The 18,148-nt window shown below is 65.3% G+C and carries 18 protein-coding genes; 9 read left to right on the forward strand and 9 right to left on the reverse strand.

Features of this window, described 5'->3' with window-relative positions; all coding sequences use genetic code 11:
- Window positions 1–173: 173 nt before the first annotated feature.
- The 8 genes from JQ586_RS10645 (at window position 174) to JQ586_RS10680 (ending at window position 8,363) form a co-directional block, all read left to right on the forward strand.
- Window positions 174–1,622: a 6-hydroxynicotinate reductase gene (locus JQ586_RS10645; protein WP_212394485.1), complete on the forward strand. Its 1,449-nt coding sequence runs from the start codon at window positions 174–176 to the stop codon at window positions 1,620–1,622.
- The gene (locus JQ586_RS10650) at window positions 1,619–2,527 is read left to right on the forward strand and encodes a UPF0280 family protein (RefSeq protein ID WP_212394486.1); all 909 of its coding nucleotides are present in this window, start codon (window positions 1,619–1,621) and stop codon (window positions 2,525–2,527) included. The genes JQ586_RS10645 and JQ586_RS10650 overlap by 4 nt, the downstream gene beginning before the upstream one ends.
- Window positions 2,528–2,544: 17 nt before the next feature.
- Complete coding sequence (locus tag JQ586_RS10655; RefSeq protein WP_212394487.1) at window positions 2,545–3,129, forward strand: amino acid synthesis family protein; 585 nt, start codon at window positions 2,545–2,547, stop codon at window positions 3,127–3,129.
- A 29-nt stretch (window positions 3,130–3,158) separates the two neighbouring features.
- Window positions 3,159–4,358, forward strand: coding sequence for an ABC transporter substrate-binding protein (locus JQ586_RS10660; RefSeq protein ID WP_212394488.1), 1,200 nt, complete (start codon window positions 3,159–3,161; stop codon window positions 4,356–4,358).
- 162 nt (window positions 4,359–4,520) lie between these two features.
- Complete coding sequence (locus JQ586_RS10665; protein ID WP_212394489.1) at window positions 4,521–6,407, forward strand: ABC transporter permease; 1,887 nt, start codon at window positions 4,521–4,523, stop codon at window positions 6,405–6,407.
- Window positions 6,404–7,195, forward strand: coding sequence for an ABC transporter ATP-binding protein (locus JQ586_RS10670; RefSeq protein WP_212394490.1), 792 nt, complete (start codon window positions 6,404–6,406; stop codon window positions 7,193–7,195). Before JQ586_RS10665 ends, JQ586_RS10670 begins: the two co-directional genes overlap by 4 nt.
- Window positions 7,192–7,896 carry an ABC transporter ATP-binding protein gene (locus JQ586_RS10675; protein WP_212394491.1) on the forward strand — a complete coding sequence of 235 codons (705 nt, stop codon included), beginning with the start codon at window positions 7,192–7,194 and terminating at the stop codon, window positions 7,894–7,896. Before JQ586_RS10670 ends, JQ586_RS10675 begins: the two co-directional genes overlap by 4 nt.
- An 11-nt stretch (window positions 7,897–7,907) precedes the next feature.
- The gene (locus JQ586_RS10680) at window positions 7,908–8,363 is read left to right on the forward strand and encodes a MarR family winged helix-turn-helix transcriptional regulator (RefSeq protein WP_212394492.1); all 456 of its coding nucleotides are present in this window, start codon (window positions 7,908–7,910) and stop codon (window positions 8,361–8,363) included.
- 29 nt (window positions 8,364–8,392) lie between these two features.
- On the opposite strand, the gene JQ586_RS10685 is transcribed toward JQ586_RS10680, so the two are convergent.
- Window positions 8,393–9,589, reverse strand: coding sequence for an amidohydrolase family protein (locus JQ586_RS10685; RefSeq protein WP_212394493.1), 1,197 nt, complete (start codon window positions 9,587–9,589; stop codon window positions 8,393–8,395).
- 146 nt (window positions 9,590–9,735) lie between these two features.
- Here JQ586_RS10685 and JQ586_RS10690 point away from each other — a divergent pair, with 146 nt between their 5' ends.
- Entirely contained in the window at window positions 9,736–10,509 is a 774-nt protein-coding gene (locus JQ586_RS10690) for a ferredoxin--NADP reductase (RefSeq protein ID WP_212394494.1), read from the forward strand.
- On the opposite strand, the gene soxA is transcribed toward JQ586_RS10690, so the two are convergent.
- The 8 genes from soxA to JQ586_RS10730 all read right to left on the reverse strand — a co-directional run bounded on the left by soxA (window position 10,506) and on the right by JQ586_RS10730 (window position 18,080).
- Window positions 10,506–11,279, reverse strand: a complete 774-nt coding sequence (gene soxA / locus JQ586_RS10695; protein ID WP_212394495.1) for a sulfur oxidation c-type cytochrome SoxA — start codon at window positions 11,277–11,279, stop codon at window positions 10,506–10,508. The two genes, JQ586_RS10690 and soxA, sit on opposite strands and share 4 nt — an antisense overlap.
- Complete coding sequence (soxZ, locus tag JQ586_RS10700) at window positions 11,276–11,596, reverse strand: thiosulfate oxidation carrier complex protein SoxZ (protein WP_212394496.1); 321 nt, start codon at window positions 11,594–11,596, stop codon at window positions 11,276–11,278. The genes soxA and soxZ overlap by 4 nt, the downstream gene beginning before the upstream one ends.
- Window positions 11,596–12,069, reverse strand: a complete 474-nt coding sequence (locus JQ586_RS10705; RefSeq protein WP_212394497.1) for a SoxY-related AACIE arm protein — start codon at window positions 12,067–12,069, stop codon at window positions 11,596–11,598. Before JQ586_RS10705 ends, soxZ begins: the two co-directional genes overlap by 1 nt.
- Before the next feature lie 8 nt (window positions 12,070–12,077).
- A complete protein-coding gene (soxX, locus tag JQ586_RS10710) occupies window positions 12,078–12,524 on the reverse strand; it encodes a sulfur oxidation c-type cytochrome SoxX (RefSeq protein ID WP_249147457.1) in 447 nt (148 codons plus the stop codon).
- A complete protein-coding gene (locus JQ586_RS10715) occupies window positions 12,517–13,788 on the reverse strand; it encodes an FCSD flavin-binding domain-containing protein (protein WP_212394498.1) in 1,272 nt (423 codons plus the stop codon). Before JQ586_RS10715 ends, soxX begins: the two co-directional genes overlap by 8 nt.
- A gap of 55 nt (window positions 13,789–13,843) precedes the next feature.
- A complete protein-coding gene (locus tag JQ586_RS10720; RefSeq protein WP_212394499.1) occupies window positions 13,844–16,042 on the reverse strand; it encodes a molybdopterin cofactor-binding domain-containing protein in 2,199 nt (732 codons plus the stop codon).
- A gap of 10 nt (window positions 16,043–16,052) precedes the next feature.
- Window positions 16,053–16,502 (reverse strand): (2Fe-2S)-binding protein, encoded by a 450-nt coding sequence (locus JQ586_RS10725; protein WP_212394500.1) that lies wholly within the window; start codon window positions 16,500–16,502, stop codon window positions 16,053–16,055.
- A 177-nt stretch (window positions 16,503–16,679) separates the two neighbouring features.
- Entirely contained in the window at window positions 16,680–18,080 is a 1,401-nt protein-coding gene (locus tag JQ586_RS10730; RefSeq protein WP_212394501.1) for an MFS transporter, read from the reverse strand.
- Window positions 18,081–18,148 lie beyond the last annotated feature (68 nt).

Genomic DNA, 18,148 nt, shown 5'->3' on the forward strand with positions numbered 1-18,148 from the left:
GAACAGGGCGCCTAGGCAACTCGGCGATTCTTCGTGCAGGGGCCGTTTTGGGCGCGAACGCCGCTTGACAGGCCATCGCCTCGCGCGCAGGATCATTCGTATACGAATGATATGGTCAGGGGGCCGAATGCGCAGTATGATCTTCGGCCGCCACAAGTCCAGGCTTGGTCACGATGGCTGACACAATGACCGTCGCCGCCGGCGACAAGATCCGCTGCGATGCCTGTCCGGTGATGTGCTACATCAAGCCGGGCGCGGCCGGAGCATGTGACCGCTATGCCAATCATGACGGCACGCTGGTGCGTGTCGATCCGCACGTCGTGCTGGAGCGCACGGTCTCGCATGGCGGCAAGCTGGTGCCGTTCCAGGTGAGCGGCGACTGGGACGGCAAGATCGTCCGGCAGCCCGATCTTTTCGTCACGGCGATCGGCGCGGGAACCACTTACCCCGACTACAAGCCGGCGCCCTTCATTGTGTCGTCGGAGGTCGACGGCGTCGACATGGTCACGGTCGTGACCGAGGGCATCTTCTCCTATTGCGGCGTCAAGGTGAAGATCGACACCGACCGCTATCTCGGTCCCGAGACGGCTGCGGTCCGTGCGGACGGCGAGGCGGTCGGCCACGTCACGACCAGCGAATATGGCTCGCAGATGCTCTCGCTCGGCGGCGTGCATCATCTGACCGGCGGCTCGAAGAAGGAAGGCCGCGTCACCTGCGACACGCTGATGGACCTCTCCAATTGCAAGGCGGTCGAACTGACCATCGATGGCGGCGCCACGGTCGTGGTTCAGGCCGGCGAGCCGCCGATCGTCAATGGCGTGGCGGAAGAGCGGATGCGGGTCGGCTGCGGATCGGCGACCATCGGCATGTTCGCAAAGCAGTGGCACGGCAAGGTCGATGAGGTCGTCGTGGTGGATGACCACATCACTGGCGTGCTGAGCGAGCATCAGGCCGGCAAGCTGCTCGACATCGCCGACACCGGCATCAAGATGAAGGGACGGCGCTCGACGCCCGGCCGTTATTTCCAGGTCGCGGATCCCGGCACGGGGTGGGGCGGCACCAACATTTCCAATCCGCTATCGATTCTCGGGCCGTTCAATCCGAAGGAGGCGCGGCCCGGGCTCACCATGCTGATGGTCTCGACCACGGGCGAGCATGCCTCCTACTACGTGCTCGACGAGGCGCTGAATCCGGTCGAGACCGAGATGCCGGCGGAGTTGAAGTTCTCAGTCGAGCGCATCCAGGAGAATTGCGAGCCGGCGCTGTGCACCGTGCTGTTCATGGGCGGCGCGGGCGGATCGCTGCGCGCCGGCGTCACCGATAATCCGGTGCGGCTGACGCGCTCGGTAAAGGACGCACTGACGCGGGTGACCAGTGGCGGCGCGCCTGTTTACGTCTGGCCGGGCGGCGGCATCACCTTCATGGTCGATGTCACGCAGATGCCGGCCGGCGCGTTCGGCTATGTCCCGACACCCGCGCTGGTGGCGCCGATCGAGTTCACGATGAGGCTGTCGGATTATGCGGCACTCGGCGGCCATATGGACTTTGTCCGGCCGCTGTCCTCGCTGCGCGACAGCGCCGAGCTTCGCCCGATTCCCCATGTTTCCGGGCGTCGCACATGACCAGGCTCCCGCAAATCGCGCTTCTTCCTGACGGCAAGCGGCTGCATTTGCAGGACGGTCCGATCGATCTGGTTATCGAGGCCAAGGGCGCGGAGACCGACATTCGTGCGGCCTATCACGCTGCGGCCGAGCGCTTCACCGGGTTGCTTGACGGGCTTTGCGCCGAACTCGGCGAATTGCGCAGTGCTGCCGATCCACGGCGCTGCGCGCTTAAGGGCGTGGTCGCGCGTCGCATGCATGCGGCGGTCGCGCCGTTTGCTGCCGATGGTTTCATCACGCCGATGGCGGCGGTGGCGGGCTCCGTCGCCGAGGAAATCCTTGGCGCGATGTTGCAGGCCGCGCAGCTTGATCGCGCTTACGTGAACAATGGCGGCGACATCGCGCTGCATCTGGCCGATGGTGAGCGGTTCGCGATCGGCTTGATGGACCGGCCGGATCGCCACGGCGTGATGCGGACGATGACCGTCGATGCCGACTCGCCGGTCCGCGGCATCGCGACCAGCGGCCGTCACGGCCGCAGCTTCTCGCTCGGCATTGCGGATGCCGTCACGGTGCTGGGGCACACCGCGGCGCAGGCGGATGCCGCGGCGACCGTGATCGCCAACGCGGTCGATTTGCCTGGTCATCCGGCGATCCGGCGCCTTCCCGCCAACGAATTGCAGCCGGATAGCGATCTCGGTGCGCGGTTCGTGACCCGCGACGTCGGAGAACTGTCGGAGGCCGAGATCGAACGGGCCCTGGAGGCCGGCGCCGCGCGGGCGCAAGACCTCCTGATGTCGGGATTGATCGAGGGTGCAGCATTGCGTCTACTGGGCGAAACGCGGCTGGTCGGTGCAACCGGGAGCGATGCGCCGGAATCGCATGCGGTTCAGGGACAAACGATAGACAACATGCTGCGGGCATGACCGGGAGCGAACCCAAGATGAGCGCTGTCATTCGCAAGATCGTCACCGTGGTCGAGGAGACCCATCTGGAGATGGGCAGGACCATCGCTCCGCCGACCCGGCGCGCCGCCGCGATCGCCGTGATCGAAAATCCCTTCGCTGGCCGCTATGTGGAGGACCTCTCGCCACTGATTGCGATTGGCGAGGAACTCGGCGAATTGCTGTCGAAGCGGGCAGTCGCCGCGCTCGGTATCGAGGGATCCACGGCGCAAAGCTACGGCAAGGCCGCCGCCGTCGGCGAAAACGGCGAACTGGAGCACGCCGCCGCCATCTTGCATCCGAAGATGGGCGCGCCGGTGCGGAAGGTGCTCTCCAAGGGCGCAGCGCTGATCCCGTCGTCGAAGAAGCGCTCGGGACCGGGCACGACGCTCGATATTCCGCTCGGGCACAAGGATGCAGCCTTCGTGCGCAGCCATTTCGACGGCATGGAGGTGCAGGTCAACGACGCGCCGCGGGCCAACGAGATCATGGTGGCGGTCGCGGTCACCGACAGCGGGCGGCCGCTGCCGCGGGTCGGCGGGCTGACGGTTGCCGAGATCAAGGGCGAAGACGGTTTGCGATGATCTGTTTGAGGAACAACTGGAGGTACGGGATGCGTGGTTATTTCGTGGGGGCAGGATTGGCGATCGCGGTCGCGACCATGGCCGGCAGTGCCATGGCGCAGAGCGAGATCAAGATCGGCGAGATCAACAGCTACTCGCTGCTGCCGGCGTTCACCGAGCCTTATCGCAAGGGCTGGCAACTCGCCGTGGAAGAGGTCAACGCTGCCGGTGGCATCAACGGCAAGAAGCTCGTCGTCATCTCCAAGGATGACGGCGGCAAGCCGGCGGATGCGCAGACCGCGGCGAACGAACTGGTCTCGAGCGAGAATGTCGCGATGCTCGCGGGCACCTTCCTCTCCAATATCGGCCTTGCCGTCAGTGATTTCGCCAACCAGAAGAAGGTGTTCTTCCTCGCCGCGGAGCCGCTGACCGACGCCATCACGTGGTCGAAGGGAAATCGCTACACGTTCCGCCTGCGCCCCTCCAATTACATGCAGGCCGCGATGCTGGTCGAGGAAGCCGCGAAGCTTCCCGCCAAACGCTGGGCGACGATCGCGCCGAACTATGAGTACGGCCAGTCGGCGGTCGCAGTGTTCAAGAAGCTGATGTCCGCGAAGCGGCCCGACATCCAGTGGGTCGACGAGCAGTGGCCGCCGCAGGGCAAGATCGACGCAGGGCCGGTCGTGCAGGCGGTTGCCGCCGCCAACCCGGAGGCGATCCTCAACGTCACGTTTGGCGCCGACCTCGTGAAGCTCGTGCGCGAGGGCAACACGCGCGGCCTGTTCAAGGACCGCAAGGTGGTGAGCTTCCTGACCGGCGAGCCGGAGTATCTCGATCCCCTGAAGGACGAGACGCCGGAAGGCTGGATCGTCACCGGCTATCCCTGGTACTCGATCAAGACGCCGGAGCACGAGGCGTTCCTGAAAGCCTATCAGGCCAAGTACAACGACTATCCGCGGCTCGGCTCGATCGTTGGCTACCAGACCATCAAGTCGGCGGCGGCGATCCTCGCCAAGGCCAATTCGACCGATCCGGAGAAGCTGATCGCTGCGGCCGAAGGCATTTCCGTGCCGTCGCCGTTCGGCGAGATCACCTTCCGCAAGATCGACCATCAGTCGACGCTCGGCGCGTTCGTCGGCAAGACCGCGCTGAAGGACGGCAAGGGCATCATGGTCGATGCGTCCTACCGCAAGGGATCGGATTATCTGCCCAGCGATGCCGAAGTCGAGAAGATGCGGCCGAAGGACTGAGAATCTTTCCCTCTCCCCGTTCTTACGGGGAGAGGGTTGGGGTGAGGGGCTTTCTCCGCGAATGAGCGTGTGGAGAGTCCCCCTCATCCGAAAGCTCACGCTTGAGTTCGACCTCTCCCCGCAGGCGGGGCGAGGTGAATGACACTCCAACGCGGACCGCCAATGGCTTTCTACGTCGTCCAGTTCCTGACCGGTCTTGCCAGCGCGGCGTCGCTGTTCCTGGTCGCGTCCGGCCTGTCGATCATCTTCGGCGTGACGCGGATCGTGAACTTCGCGCATGGCGCGTTCTACATGCTCGGCGCCTATGTCGCCTTTACCTTGACCGAGCGCTTCGACGGCGCATTCGGTTTCTGGGGCGGCGTCGTAGCCGCAGCGCTGGCGGTTGCAGCGGTCGGCGTGCTGGTCGAGATGGTGCTGTTGCGCCGGATCTATCATTCGCCGGAGCTGTTCCAGCTGCTCGCGACCTTCGGGTTGACCTTGATGGTCGAGGACCTCGTCGTGCTGATCTGGGGGCCGGATGATCTGCTCGGTCGCCGCGCGCCGGGGTTCAAGGGCGCGGTCGATTTCTTCGGCCAGAACATCCCGAGCTACGATCTGTTCCTGATCGTTCTCGGGCCCGTGGTGCTCGGCGTCCTCTGGCTGCTGTTCCAGCGGACGCGTTGGGGAATCCTGGTGCGCGCCGCGACACAGGACCGCGACATGGTCGCAGCGCTCGGCGTCAACCAGAAATGGCTGTTCACCAGCGTGTTTGCGCTCGGCGTCTTCCTGGCCGCGCTTGGCGGCGCACTGCAGATTCCGCGCGACGCCGTCAATCACGCGATGGATCTGCGGGTCATCGTCGAGGTCTTCGTGGTCGTCGTGATCGGCGGCCTCGGCAGCATCACCGGCGCCTTCGTCGCGGCCGTGCTGGTGTCGGAGCTCAATGCGTTCGGCATCCTGATCTTTCCGAAGATCTCCATCATCCTGGTGTTCCTGGTCATGGCGGTGGTGCTGATCGTGCGGCCCTGGGGACTGTTCGGCAAGCCCGAGGCGCCGGCGCGGCGCACGCCGGGTTTGACGGTCAATCCGTGGCGGCCGCTGACGACGAACGAGCGCTTCGCGGCGATCGCCGCGCTGCTCATCGCGGCGGCGCTGCCGCTGTTCGGCGGCAACTACGTCCTCACGGTCGGCTCCGAGATCGCGATCTTCGTGATCTTCGCGGTCAGCCTGCACTTCCTGATGTCGGTCGGCGGGCTTGCCTCGTTCGGTCATGCCGCCTATTTCGGGCTCGGTGCCTATGGCGTCGCGCTGCTTGCCAAGATGGCGGGGCTGCCGATGATCGGGTGCCTCGTGCTTGGCCCGCTGCTCGGACTGCTTGGCGCCGCCGTGTTCGGCTTCTTCGCGGTTCAGCTCTCCGGCGTCTATTTCGCGATGCTGACGCTTGCCTTTGCGCAGATCGTCTGGTCGATCGCGTTCCAGTGGGTGTCGGTCACCGGCGGCGATAACGGTATCCTCGGGGTCTGGCCTTCGAGCTGGGCGGCGAGCCCGTCGCATTTCTACTGGCTGTCGCTGGGTATCGCCGCGCTCGCGGTGGTTATTCTCCGCATCATCGTGTTCTCGCCGTTCGGTTTCGCGCTGCGCGCGACGCGAGACTCTCCTCTGCGCAGCGAAGCGATCGGCATCAACGGCAAGCGCATCCAGTGGACCGCCTTCGTGATTGCCGGCACCGTGGCCGGCCTGGCCGGCGCGCTGTTCGCTTACCTCAAGGGCAGCGTCTTCCCGGACAACATGGGCATCTCGCTCTCGGTCGACGCGCTCGTCATGGTGCTGCTCGGCGGCGTCGAGACGGTGTCGGGCGCGGTGATCGGTGCCATCGTCTACAAGGCGCTGAACATCTGGCTGGTCAGCCAGACCGACTTGTCGAAGCTCGTGCTCGGCGCCTTCGTCGTGCTGATCGTCGTGGCCTTCCCGAAGGGCATCGTCGGCACGTTCGAGACGCTGCTCAACCGCCGGCGCAACAGCTCGTCGTCGAACTCGCTTGTCGCCTCACCGATCGAGACCGCTGAATGAGCATGGCTCCCACATTGCTGTCGGTCGAGGGCCTGACCAAATCCTATGGCGGCGTGCATGCCGTGCGCAATGTCTCGTTCGAGCTGCGCGCCGGCGAGATATTGGCGCTGATCGGGCCGAACGGTGCGGGCAAGAGCACGTGCTTCAACGTGCTCAACGGCCAGATCATTCCGGACTCCGGGCGCGTGCGGGTCCTTAATCAGGAGACCACCGGAAAGAAGCCGCGCGTGATCTGGCGCATGGGCGTCGGACGGACCTTCCAGATCACCGCGACGTTCCCGACCATGACGGTGCGCGAGAACGTGCAGGTCGCGCTGGTGTCGCATGGCGAGCGGCTGTTCAATCTCTGGGCCTCGACCGCGGCCTATGCGCGCGACGAGGCGGGACGGTTGCTCGATCTCGTCGGTATGGGGGCTTATGCCGAGCGGCCCTGCGGCGAGCTCGCCTATGGCGACCTCAAGCGGCTCGAGCTTGCGATCGCGCTCGCAAACCAGCCGAAGCTTCTGTTGATGGACGAGCCGACCGCAGGCATGGCGCCGCGCGAGCGGATCGAACTGATGCGGCTGACGGCGCGGATCGCGCGCGAGCAGTCGATCGGCGTGCTCTTCACCGAGCACGACATGGACGTCGTGTTCGAGCATTCCGATCGTGTCCTGGTGCTCAACCGCGGAACGCTGATTGCCGAAGGCTCGCCGGAGGAGGTCCGCGGAAATGCCCAGGTCCGGGCGATCTATCTCGGCGAGGGCCTGCTCTACGACGCGCGCCACCGCGAGGGAGCGCCCGCATGAAGCTCACAGTGAACGACCTCAACAGCTTCTATGGTCCGGCGCATATCCTGTTCGACATCGCACTCGAGGTCGGCGAAGGTGAGGTGGTCGCGCTGCTCGGGCGCAACGGCGCCGGCAAATCGACCACGTTCCGCTCGATCGTCGGTCTGGTCGAGAACCGCTCGGGCCGGATCGTGTTCGAGGGCAGGGACGTCTCGCGCGAGCCGACCCATGCCATCGTGCGCGGGGGGCTCGGCTACGTGCCCGAGGAGCGGCGCATTTTCACCGACCTGACGGTCGAGGAGAATCTCGAGGTCGGCCGCCAGCCGAAACGGGCGGGCGCGCCGCAATGGGATCGCGACAAGCTGTTCAATCTGTTCCCCAACCTTGGCGAGATGCGTGGGCGTCCGGGCGGACGGATGAGCGGCGGCGAGCAGCAGATGCTGACGATCGCGCGCACCCTGATGGGCAATCCATCGCTGGTGCTGCTGGACGAACCTTCCGAAGGCCTGTCGCCGAAGATCGTCGAGCAGATGGTCGACGCGATCCTGGCGATGAAGAAGGAGGGCGTCAGCATCGTGGTTTCCGAGCAGAATTTGCATTTTGCGCGGCTGATCTCGGATCGCGCCTATATCATCGAGCGCGGCCGGATCTGCTTCGGCGGCACCATGGCCGAGCTCGACGCGCGTCCTGACATCCGCGACGCGCATCTGTCGCTGTAAAGGTGGCCGTTATGGCAAGGAACGGAGTACAGAAGCGAAGCGCGAAGCCGGCCAAGCCGGCCTACGTACTGGACGAGCAGATCGGCTTCATCCTGCGCCAGGTGTCGCAGCGGCATGCGATGATCTTCGCCCGCGACATCGGCATCAACTTGACGCCGACGCAGTGGGCGGCGCTGTCAAAGCTGTCCGAAACCGGGCCGTGCTCGCAGAACCAGCTCGGGCGCCTGACGTCGATGGACGTTGCGACCATCAAGGGCGTGATCGACCGCCTGACGGCGCGCGGCCTGACCGAGACGTCGCCCGATCCCGATGACGGCCGCCGCCTTCTGGTCAGTCTCTCGCGCGCCGGCCAGCAACTGTCCGAGAAGGCGCTGCCGAATGCGCTGGCGATCTCGAGGGAGACACTGGCGCCACTTGATGCCAAGGAGCGCGACACGCTGATTGCGCTGTTGAGCAGGCTGCGGTAGCGAATCCATCATCGCCGCCGCGCTCCTGTCTACTTCCCCACGATGTCCGGCACCTTGCCCGCCGGTGGCGTGTTGCGGCTGCGCTGGGTGCGGACGATGCCGTCGATGATGGTCATGCCGACGCCCGGGAGATCGCCGAGTTGCACGCTCTCCAGGATGTTCCTGCCGGGCGAATGCTGCGCCTTGTCCATCAACACGAAGTCGGCGGAGCGACCGACCTCGATCAGGCCGCAATCGAGCTCACGCATCCGCGCGGTGTTGCCGGTGGCGAGGCAGAAGGCGAGCTCGGCCGGCAGGTCACCGAGCGAGGACAATAGCGACACCATGCGCAGAATGCCGAGCGGCTGCACGCCGGAGCCGGCCGGCGCGTCGGTGCCGAGAATCACGCGGTGCAGGTCGCCCATCTCGCGCGCGGTGCGCAGCGTGAACAGGGCGGAGCGCTCGTTGCCGTTGTGAACCAGCTCCAGCCCGCGCTTGCAGCCTTCGCAGATGCAGCGGATCTGGTCGTCGGGCAAGGCCGTGTGGCCGCCATTGATGTGGCCGACCACGTCGGTGTCGGCTTCGAGCACCACGTCCTTGTCGATCAGGCCGGAGCCCGGGATCGACGGTCCACCGGTGTGGATCGTGCTCTGGATGCCGTATTTGCGCGCCCAGCCGACCATCTTCCGTGCGGTCGGCCCGTCCTTGACGCCGCCGAGCCCGACCTCGCCGAGCAGCTTGACGCCGGCGGCGGCCATCTCCTTGAAGTCATCTTCCACCATCTCGCATTCGATCACCGGCGCGCCGGCATGCACCTTCACGCCACCGGGCCGCAGCGTCCAGAACGCGCGCTGCGCGAAGATTGCCATCGCCTTCAAGCCGACCACGTCGCGCGGCCGGCCGGGCATGTGCACTTCGCCGGCCGATATCATGGTGGTGACTCCGCCGTGCAGATAGCTGTCGATCCAGTTGATCTGGTTCTGCCGCGGCGTCCAGTCGCCGGCGACCGGGTGGACGTGGCTGTCGATCAGTCCGGGCGCGACCGTGGTGCCGTTGGCATCGACGATGGTGGTGGCGCCTTCGGTGTCGACGTCCTTGAGGCGGCCGATGGCTGATATCTTGCCGTTCTCGGCAACGATCGTGTCGGCGTCGAGGATCGGCCTTTCCAGGGCTCCCGACAGCAGTAGCCCGATATTGCGGATCACCAGCTTGGTCGGACCGGTGGCCTGGGGTGCATCGTGCGCCATGGTTTTTCCTTTTGGTTCAAGGCCTTCTTCACCCATCTTGCCCGCGGCTTGACGTCGGGATCAAGTTGGATTATTCATTTGTACACTAATGATCGTGTACGAATGATTTTGCTGCCGATCCGGCCCGCACGTCAAGGAAACTGACGATGAGCAATCTCAACCAGGAAAGCGTCCTCAGCGTTCACCACTGGACCGACACGCTGTTCAGCTTCAAAACCACCCGCAATCCGTCGTTCCGCTTCCGCAACGGCGAATTCACGATGATCGGGCTCAAGGTCGGCGAGAGGCCGTTGCTGCGGGCCTATAGCGTCGCGAGCGCGAACTACGAGGACACGCTCGAATTCTTCTCGATCAAGGTGCCGGACGGCCCGCTCACCTCGCGGCTCCAGCACCTGAAGGAAGGCGACGAGATCATCGTCAGCCGCAAGGCCACCGGTACGCTCGTGATCGACAATCTCGAGGATGGCCGCAACCTCTATCTGGTCGGCACCGGCACTGGCCTCGCCCCCTTCCTCAGCGTGATCAAGGATCCCGAGACCTATGACCGCTTCGAGAAAATCGTGCTGCTGCACGGCTGCCGCCGCGTCCGGGAACTCGCCTATGGCGAGATGATCACCGAGAAGCTGCCGAATGACGAATTGATCGGCGACCTCGTGCGCGAGCAGCTGATCTACTACCCGACCGTGACCCGCGATCCCTTCCGCAACCGCGGCCGCATCACCGATCTGATCACGTCGGGCAAGCTGTTCACGGACATCGGCCTGCCGGCGCTCGATCCTGCCCATGACCGCGTCATGATCTGCGGCTCGCCGGCGCTGGTTGCCGACACCCGCACCCTTCTCAACGGCCGCGGCTTCGTCGAGGGCAATCATGGCGAGCCGGCGCAGTTCGTGGTCGAGAAGGCGTTCGCCGAGCGCTAAGGCCTGACCGCGGGCGTTTCGATTTTCAAGCCGTGCGCCCGCGTCATCAGATAGAGCTCGAGCTCGACCAGTTCGGGCGAGCCGTAGTCATAAGCCTGCGCCCGGATGCCGGTGATGCAGGCGCGCAGCCGGCGCTGCAATGATCCGAGCGACTGCCATTCCAACCGGTAGAGCGGGTAGCCGGTCGGCTGTCCCTGCGTGATCGGGCTTCCCGCGAGTTTCTTGTCCCAGTTATCGTCGTGGCAGTTGGCGCAGCCGAGATTGAGTTGGCCCTGCCGCTGCGTGAACAGCCGCTGTCCCTTGTCGATGAAGGGCGACAGCTCCGGATCCTTGTCGGTCTCGATCGGCATGCCCCGTGATTGCTCGGCGACATAAGCGGTCAGCGCCAGCAGCTCGCGGCTTTCATAGGCAAGCGGCGCCGCCCGCTGGTGATTGGTGCGGCATAGATTGATCCGCTGCTCGAGATCAACCGGCCTTCCCAACGCCTGCTCAAAGGCGGGATAGTGTGCCGCGACGCCCTTCATGCTGACGCGCGCGTCATTGTGGCAGTCGGCGCAGGCCTTGTCGGCGGTACCGGCCTTGCGCTTCCACAGCGCTTCGCCGTCGAGCACCCACAGCATGCCCGGATTGGCGGTGTCCTCGTCCTGCATCGCCCTGGTATCCGGCGTCATGAAGCTGTAGCCGGAGCGGCGCTCCGCTTGCGGGATCCCGGTCGAATGCGCAGCGCCTGTCAGCGCGGTCAGGATTGCGAGGCAGAAGGCAAGCTTCATTCGACTGTGATCGCGGCCGACGCGGTCTCCGAAAATCCCTTGTCGCCGGTCCATTCGAACTCGAACTTGCCGCTTTCGGTCGCCGTCGTGAAGAAGGTGATGAAGGGATTTGCTGATATCGCGGGATAGAAATCGGCGCGAAAAATCTCGGTGCCGTTGTAGCGGCAGGTGAAGTTCGTGATGATATCGCGCGGCACCACGGCGCCTGAGGCGGTGTGGCGATAGCCGGTCTCCATGATGTGCGACATCAGCGTCTTGATCTCGATGACGTCGCCACGCCTGGCCTTGGCCGGTACGTTGATCAGGGCTGAGGGCATCAGATCGCTCCCTCGGTGCAGGCCGCCAGCGTCACCACGACGTCGGCGGTTGCGGACCAGAATGTGTCGTCGGAAAGTCGCGCGATCGCCGTGACCTTCTGGCTGTCGGCGAGGCGGATGCGGGTTGAGACCTGGGCGCGCCCGGCCCGTGGCCCGAGATAGAAATTGCCGATGTTCGGCTGCGGGTTCTTCTCGTTGAACACGTGAATGCTCTTCACGTAATCGTCCGCCGTCATCGGGCTGGTGACGCTGACGGTCATCGGCACGGTGTTGCCGTTCTCGACGAGAGGCGGGATATCGAGCTTGACCCTGCCGGCGCGAACATTGGCTTCGCCGACGATGTTGCGGATCGCCGACGACAGCATGGCCGGCGTTGCCTCGGCCGGCCGCACGACCACGATCGGAACCGCGCCCAGCACCGCGGCGCTGCCGGCGAGGCCCAGGAATGTGCGGCGCGTGGTATGATCCGTCATCGTCTCTCCTAATCCCGCAGCGTCGCCAGGTAGGCCACGATATCCTCGATCTGCTCCGCCGAGAGGATCGGCTTGCCGCGCCATGAGGTCCCGACGCGCGTGAGGCCGTCCACGCGATAGTAGGACGGCATGATCGTTGTGGCATTGAGCCTGGACGCATCGACCAGACGCAGCCGCAATTGTCCTACCGACCAGCGCCTGCCGCTGCCTGACAGCTTCGGCGCGACGTCGCCCTGGAACGCCTGTTCGGGAAATGGGCCGCTGTGGCAGAGGATGCAAGTGCTGGAACGGTCGACGACCAATGCGCGGCCGCGCGCTGCGTCGCCTCGGGTTCCGGTCAGTGGCTCCGGAATGGCGTCGCCAGCGACGGTATAGGGCAGCAATCCCTGCGCTCCTGCCGGACAGGGCAGGCTGAGCAGCGCGCCGAACAGTGCGATCCATGCCGATTTAGCCAAAGGCGTCCACCGTGATCGTTTTGAACCAGTCCAGTGCCTGTTCGGCCTCGCGCTGCCTGACGTCCCGCGACGCCGCGACCGGGCTCGTCGTCACCTCGCTCTCGGCATATTGATCCGCCTTGGGCTGATAGATGCCTTTCAGCGAGAACGCGTAGCCCGGCGCCACCGTGTTGTAGCACGCGCCGTCGAGCCGGGGCGTCTCGGGCGGCTTTCCCGCCAGCGCATTGATGATCGCGGCCGCGCAGGCCTTGCCCTGCGCACTTGCCGCGGAGGCGGATTTCGGAATGCCGCCGGCGATGCAGGCGTCGCCGATGACATGGATATTGGGCACGAGTTTCGAGGCGAAGGTGACCGGATCGATCGGACACCAGCCGGTGTGATCGGCGGTGCCTGATATCTCGGCGATGTGACCGGCCTTCTGCGGCGGGATCACGTTGGCGACTGCGGCCGTATAGTTGCCGAAGTCGGTGACGATGGCATTGGTCGCGGCATCGACCGACGTCACGCGCCCACCTTGCGACAGCCCGATCCGCTCGATCATGCCGGGATAGAGTTCCTCCCATGCCTTCTCGAACAGCTTCTGCTGGGAGTAATTGTCCTTGGCATCCAGCACCAGCACCTTCGATCGCGGCTTCCTTGTCTTGAGATAATGGGCGATCAGGCTGGCGCGCTCGTAGGGCGCGGGCGGGCAGCGCAACGGCGCGGCGGGAACGGCGATCACGACAAGGCCGCCGTTGTCCATGGCTTCGAGTTGTCTGCGCAGCAACACCGTCTGCTCGCCGGCCTTCCAGGCATGCGGCATCTGGACGGACGCCGCCTCGTCGTAGCCGGGCACGGCGTCGAAACGCAGCTCGATGCCGGGTGCGAGCACCAGGCGGTCGTAGGACAACTTTTCTCCGTCGGCGAAGCCGATCGCGCGCGCCTGTGCGTCGATTGATTTGGCAGCCTGCGCAACGACGACGATGCCGTCGGCCGCGACCTTGTCATAGGTGAATTGCTGCGCACGAAGCTCGCGCAAGCCCGCGATCACCTCATTGCTGAGCGGGCAGGCGGTAAACGTCGTGTTCGGCTCGATCAGCATCACTTGCAGTCTTGGATCGAGCCGCCGCAACGCCCGCGCACAGGCCGCGCCGCCGAAGCCTCCGCCGATCACGGCAACGCGCGGTGCAGCTTGTGCGACGGACGGGCATGCCAGCGCCGCCGCTGCTACTGCAGCGGCACCGCGGACGACATCCCTGCGCGTCCGATGACGCGGAACAGTCATGCATGATAATCCCGAAGGGAAGCGGCGGCCGGTCAGGCCGCCGCTTCTCGTTTCATCAGGCGAAGGTAATGTTCTGGCTGCGCAGCGGGAAGGTACGGATCCGCTTTCCCGTCGCGGCGAAATAGGCGTTGAGCACCGCCGGTGCCGCAACGCCTATGGTCGGCTCGCCGACGCCGCCCCAGAACCCGCCGCTTGGCACCATCACCGCTTCCACCTTCGGCATCTCGTTGATCCGCATCGAGTTGTAATTGTCGAAGTTGGTCTGCTCGATGCGGCCGTCCTTCACGGTGCAGCCACCGTAGAACAGCGCGCTGAGGCCGTAGACGAAGGAGCCCGCGATCTGCCGCTCGACCTGCGCCGGATTGACGACATAGCCGGGATCGGTGGAGGCGACGATGCGGTGCACCTTGATCCTGCTGCCGTCGGTCACCGAGATCTCGGCGGCGCCGGCAACATAGCTGCCATAGCCCATCACCTGCGCGATGCCGCGTGAGATGCCTTGCGGCGCCGGCGTGCCCCAGCCGATCTTCTCGGCCACCGCATTGAGCACCGCGAGATTCTTGGGATGCTTGCCCATCAGCTTGCGGCGGAACTCGAGCGGGTCCTGGCCGGCAGCCTGGGCCAGTTCGTCCATGAAGCATTCCATATAGATCGCGTTGTGATTGACGTTGACGCCGCGCCAGAAGCCCGGTGGCACGTGCGGATTGCGCATCGCATGCTCGATCAGCAAATTCGGCACAGAATAGCCGATCGCGGCCTCACCGGATTGGGCGACGCCCTGGAACGCGGCCGGATCCATGCCGTTCTGCAATGCTTCCGGGCGCACCGAGAACAGGATGGATTGCCCCGACAGCCGGTAGTGCAGGGCGGTCAGGTTGTTGTCGGCATCGAGCGCACCGGTCAGCCTGCACTGCGTGACCGGGTGATACTTGCCGTGCTGCATGTCCTCCTCTCGCGACCATAGCAGCTTGACCGGCGTGCCCGGCATCTGCTTGGCGATCGCGACCGCCTGGCGGACATAGTCGGTCATGCCGCGCCTGCCGAAGCCGCCGCCCAGCATCAGCTTGTGCACGTCGACCTTCTCCGCGGGCAGGCCTGACGCCTCGAGCGCCGCGGCGAAGGCCGCCTCGCCATTCTGGGTGCCGCACCACACCTCGCATTTGTCTGATGTGTAGAGCGCGGTCGCGTTCATCGGCTCCATCGTGGCGTGGTTCTGGTAGGGGTAGCTGTAGATCGCCTCGATCTTCTTGGCCGCGCCTGCGATAGCTGCTTTCGCGTCGCCGTTCCTGTTGCCGACATAAGCCGGCTGCCCATCGTCGAGACCTTCGGCCAGCCACTTCGCGATCGTCTCGCTGGAGACCATCGCGTTGTCGCCCTCGTCCCAGACGATCGGCAGTGCGTCGAGCGCGGTCTTGGCGTGCCACCAGGTGTCGGCAACGACCGCGATTGCGCTGTCGCCGACCTGCACGACTTTCTTCACGCCCTTCATCCCGGCGATCCTGGCCTCGTCAAAGCTCTTCACCTTGCCGCCGAACACCGGGCAGTCCTTGATCGCCGCGTTCAGCATGCCCGGCAGCTTGACGTCGATGCCGTAGATCGTCTTGCCGGTGGTCTTGTCCGCAGTGTCGAGCCGCTTCACACCTTTGCCGGCGATGGTCCAGTCCTTGGGATCCTTCAGCTTGATGTCGGTCGGCGGCTCGAGCTTGCCGGCTGCCTCCGCAACCTTGCCGTAGGTGGTGGTGCGTCCGGACGGTGAGTGGGTGATGACGCTGTTGGCCGCCGTGCATTCAGAGGTCGGCACCTTCCAGTCGTTGGCGGCGGCCTGGATCAACATCATGCGCGCGGCGGCGCCGCCCTTGCGCACATAATCCTGCGAGCTGCGGATGCCGCGGCTGCCGCCGGTCGAGAAATCGCCCCAGACGCGCTTGCGCGCGACGCTCTGGCCGGGCGTCGGAAATTCGGTCGTCACCTTCGACCAGTCGCATTGCAGTTCCTCGGCGACCAGCTGGGCGAGGCCGGTCAGCGAGCCCTGGCCCATCTCGGAACGGGCGACGCGGATAACCACGGTGTCGTCGGGCCGGATCACGACCCAGGCGTTGACTTCAGGCGCGTTGACCTCGGGCGAGCCGTCGGCCGCACGCACGACGGTAGGCCCGAACGGAAAGTCGAAGCCGAGCGCCAGTCCGGCACCGGCGGTCGCCGTACCGATCACGAAGGCGCGGCGGTTGAGCTTTGGCATCATGTGCTGATTCATGACTGCCTCCTCACGCGTTCGCGGCAGCGTGGATCGCCTCGCGCACCTGCTGGAAGGTGCCGCAACGGCAGATATTGGTGATGGCCTCGTTGATGTCGTCGTCGGACGGTTTCGGGTTTTCCTTCAGCAGCGCCGCCACCGCCATGATCATCCCGCTCTGGCAGTAGCCGCATTGCGGCACGTCGTTGGCGATCCACGCCTGCTGCACCTTGTGCAGCATGCCGTTGACCGCGAGCCCTTCGATGGTGGTGATCTGCTTGCCCGCAGCTTCGTTGACCGTGACGCCGCAGGAGCGCATCGCGACACCGTCGATATGTACGGTGCAGGCGCCGCATTGTGCGATGCCGCAGCCGTATTTGGTGCCTGTCAGTCCGACATTCTCCCTGATCGCCCAGAGCAGCGGCGTGTCGTCCTCGACGTCCACGCTGATTGCCTTGCCGTTGATGTTGAGGTTTGCCATCGCTTTCCCCTGATTGGTCCAATCCTCCGATTGGACTTCGCGGCGATGTTGGCCTCGAATCTGGAATGGTTCAAATCAAGAAAATGCGCTCGCAGCGCGGAAGGAAAATGCGCTTGCAGCGCGGAAGAAAGCTTGCAGCGCGGTGTTGAGACGCGGCCGGCGCGCGCGACATGGCTGTCATGTCTTCTGCGGCGAGGGGACCACCAGCCGCAGGAAGCTCATCACGCTGCCGAGCGCCGCAAAGCCGGCGCCGAGCGCGAGCGCGACGGTTGCGCCTTCGCGGTCGGCCAGCGCAAAGCAAAGCGCCGCCAGCGCGGCACCGGTGGTCTGCCCGATCAAGCGGGCCGTTGCGACGATGCCGCTGGCGCTGCCGCTGCGGTGGGACGGCGCGCTCGACATGATCGCCTTCATGTTCGGGGTCTGGAAGAAGCCGAACCCGATGCCGCAGATCATCGTGCGCCAGACGATGTTGGCGATGCTGGGCTCGGTCGGCAGCGTCGCGAGAAGCAACATGCCGACGCCAAGCAACAGCATGCCGATGCCGCCGAGGATGCCCGCGGGATAACGATCGGAGAGCCGTCCGCCGATCGGCGCCATGAAGGCGACGACCAGCGGCCAGGGCGTCATGAAGAAGCCGGTCTCGACCTGCGAGCGGTGCAGGATGTCCTCGAAGTAGAACGGCAGCGACACGAAGCCGAGGCCCTGCACAGCGAATGAGCAGACGGCGGTCGCAGCTGACAGCGCGAAGATTGGTCGGCGGAACAGGTCGATCGGCAGCATCGGCGCCGGATGATCGACGTGCCGCCGTGTCAGGATCCAGCCGAACAGCAAGGCGCCGACCAGTTCGCCGATCACGAGCGCGGGCGGCGCCTTGTGCGCGGCGCTGCCGATCCCGATGATGAAGAGGCCAAGGCAGGCCGAGGCGAACGCCGCCCCGAGGAAATCGAAGGCATGGGTGGCGCGCGGTGTCGCCGGGAGCGTTTTCAGCCCGATCACCAGCGCAATCAGGCCGAAGGGAATATTGACGGCGAACAGCCAGGGCCATGGACCGAGCGCCAGGATACCGGACGCGATCGTCGGTCCGAGCGTAAAGGCGGTTGCGACGACCAGCGCATTGTGGCCGAAGCCGCGGCCCTGCATCCGGCTCGGATAGACGAAGCGCACCAGCGCGGTGTTCACGCTCATCAGGCCGCTGGCGCCGAGCCCCTGCAAGGTGCGGGCGATCAGCAGGCTCGGCAGCGACCACGCCAGGGCGCAGCCGAGTGACGCCAGTGTGAACAGCAGGAGGCCGCAGAGATAAATGCGCTGGTGGCCGACGATCTCGCCAAGCGCGCCGAGCGGAAGCAAGGTCGCGACCAGGGCGATCTGGTAGACGTTGACGACCCACACCACCTCGGCCGGGCTGACTTGGAGGTCGTTGGCGATCGCGGGCAGCGCGATGTTGGCGATCGCGGTGTCGAGCGAGGCCATCGCCAGCGCGGTGAAGATCGCCGCCACCGCCCAGCGCCGGCGTTCCCAGGGCAATCCATCGGTGGCTGGCGCCGAAGCTGCGCCGGCGATCGGGGTCTTTTCGAGCATGCCTGAAGATTTCTCCAGGGCGCCGTTTACTACGCCTCTCTGCCTTTCCACAGCCGTGCCGCTGCATG

This window comes from Bradyrhizobium jicamae (assembly GCF_018130215.1).
In the GTDB taxonomy this organism is placed as follows: Bacteria; Pseudomonadota; Alphaproteobacteria; order Rhizobiales; family Xanthobacteraceae; genus Bradyrhizobium; species Bradyrhizobium jicamae_A.

Bases quoted from the DNA above. Each gene is read 5' to 3' on its own strand.
- JQ586_RS10645 (WP_212394485.1), top strand. From the start codon at position 174: ATGGCTGACACAATGACCGTCGCCGCCGGCGACAAGATCCGCTGCGAT.
- JQ586_RS10650 (WP_212394486.1), top strand. From the start codon at position 1,619: ATGACCAGGCTCCCGCAAATCGCGCTTCTTCCTGACGGCAAGCGGCTG.
- JQ586_RS10655 (WP_212394487.1), top strand. From the start codon at position 2,545: ATGAGCGCTGTCATTCGCAAGATCGTCACCGTGGTCGAGGAGACCCAT.
- JQ586_RS10660 (WP_212394488.1), top strand. From the start codon at position 3,159: ATGCGTGGTTATTTCGTGGGGGCAGGATTGGCGATCGCGGTCGCGACC.
- JQ586_RS10665 (WP_212394489.1), top strand. From the start codon at position 4,521: ATGGCTTTCTACGTCGTCCAGTTCCTGACCGGTCTTGCCAGCGCGGCG.
- JQ586_RS10670 (WP_212394490.1), top strand. From the start codon at position 6,404: ATGAGCATGGCTCCCACATTGCTGTCGGTCGAGGGCCTGACCAAATCC.
- JQ586_RS10675 (WP_212394491.1), top strand. From the start codon at position 7,192: ATGAAGCTCACAGTGAACGACCTCAACAGCTTCTATGGTCCGGCGCAT.
- JQ586_RS10680 (WP_212394492.1), top strand. From the start codon at position 7,908: ATGGCAAGGAACGGAGTACAGAAGCGAAGCGCGAAGCCGGCCAAGCCG.
- JQ586_RS10685 (WP_212394493.1), bottom strand. From the start codon at position 9,589: ATGGCGCACGATGCACCCCAGGCCACCGGTCCGACCAAGCTGGTGATC.
- JQ586_RS10690 (WP_212394494.1), top strand. From the start codon at position 9,736: ATGAGCAATCTCAACCAGGAAAGCGTCCTCAGCGTTCACCACTGGACC.
- soxA (WP_212394495.1), bottom strand. From the start codon at position 11,279: ATGAAGCTTGCCTTCTGCCTCGCAATCCTGACCGCGCTGACAGGCGCT.
- soxZ (WP_212394496.1), bottom strand. From the start codon at position 11,596: ATGCCCTCAGCCCTGATCAACGTACCGGCCAAGGCCAGGCGTGGCGAC.
- JQ586_RS10705 (WP_212394497.1), bottom strand. From the start codon at position 12,069: ATGACGGATCATACCACGCGCCGCACATTCCTGGGCCTCGCCGGCAGC.
- JQ586_RS10715 (WP_212394498.1), bottom strand. From the start codon at position 13,788: ATGACTGTTCCGCGTCATCGGACGCGCAGGGATGTCGTCCGCGGTGCC.
- JQ586_RS10720 (WP_212394499.1), bottom strand. From the start codon at position 16,042: ATGAATCAGCACATGATGCCAAAGCTCAACCGCCGCGCCTTCGTGATC.
- JQ586_RS10725 (WP_212394500.1), bottom strand. From the start codon at position 16,502: ATGGCAAACCTCAACATCAACGGCAAGGCAATCAGCGTGGACGTCGAG.
- JQ586_RS10730 (WP_212394501.1), bottom strand. From the start codon at position 18,080: ATGCTCGAAAAGACCCCGATCGCCGGCGCAGCTTCGGCGCCAGCCACC.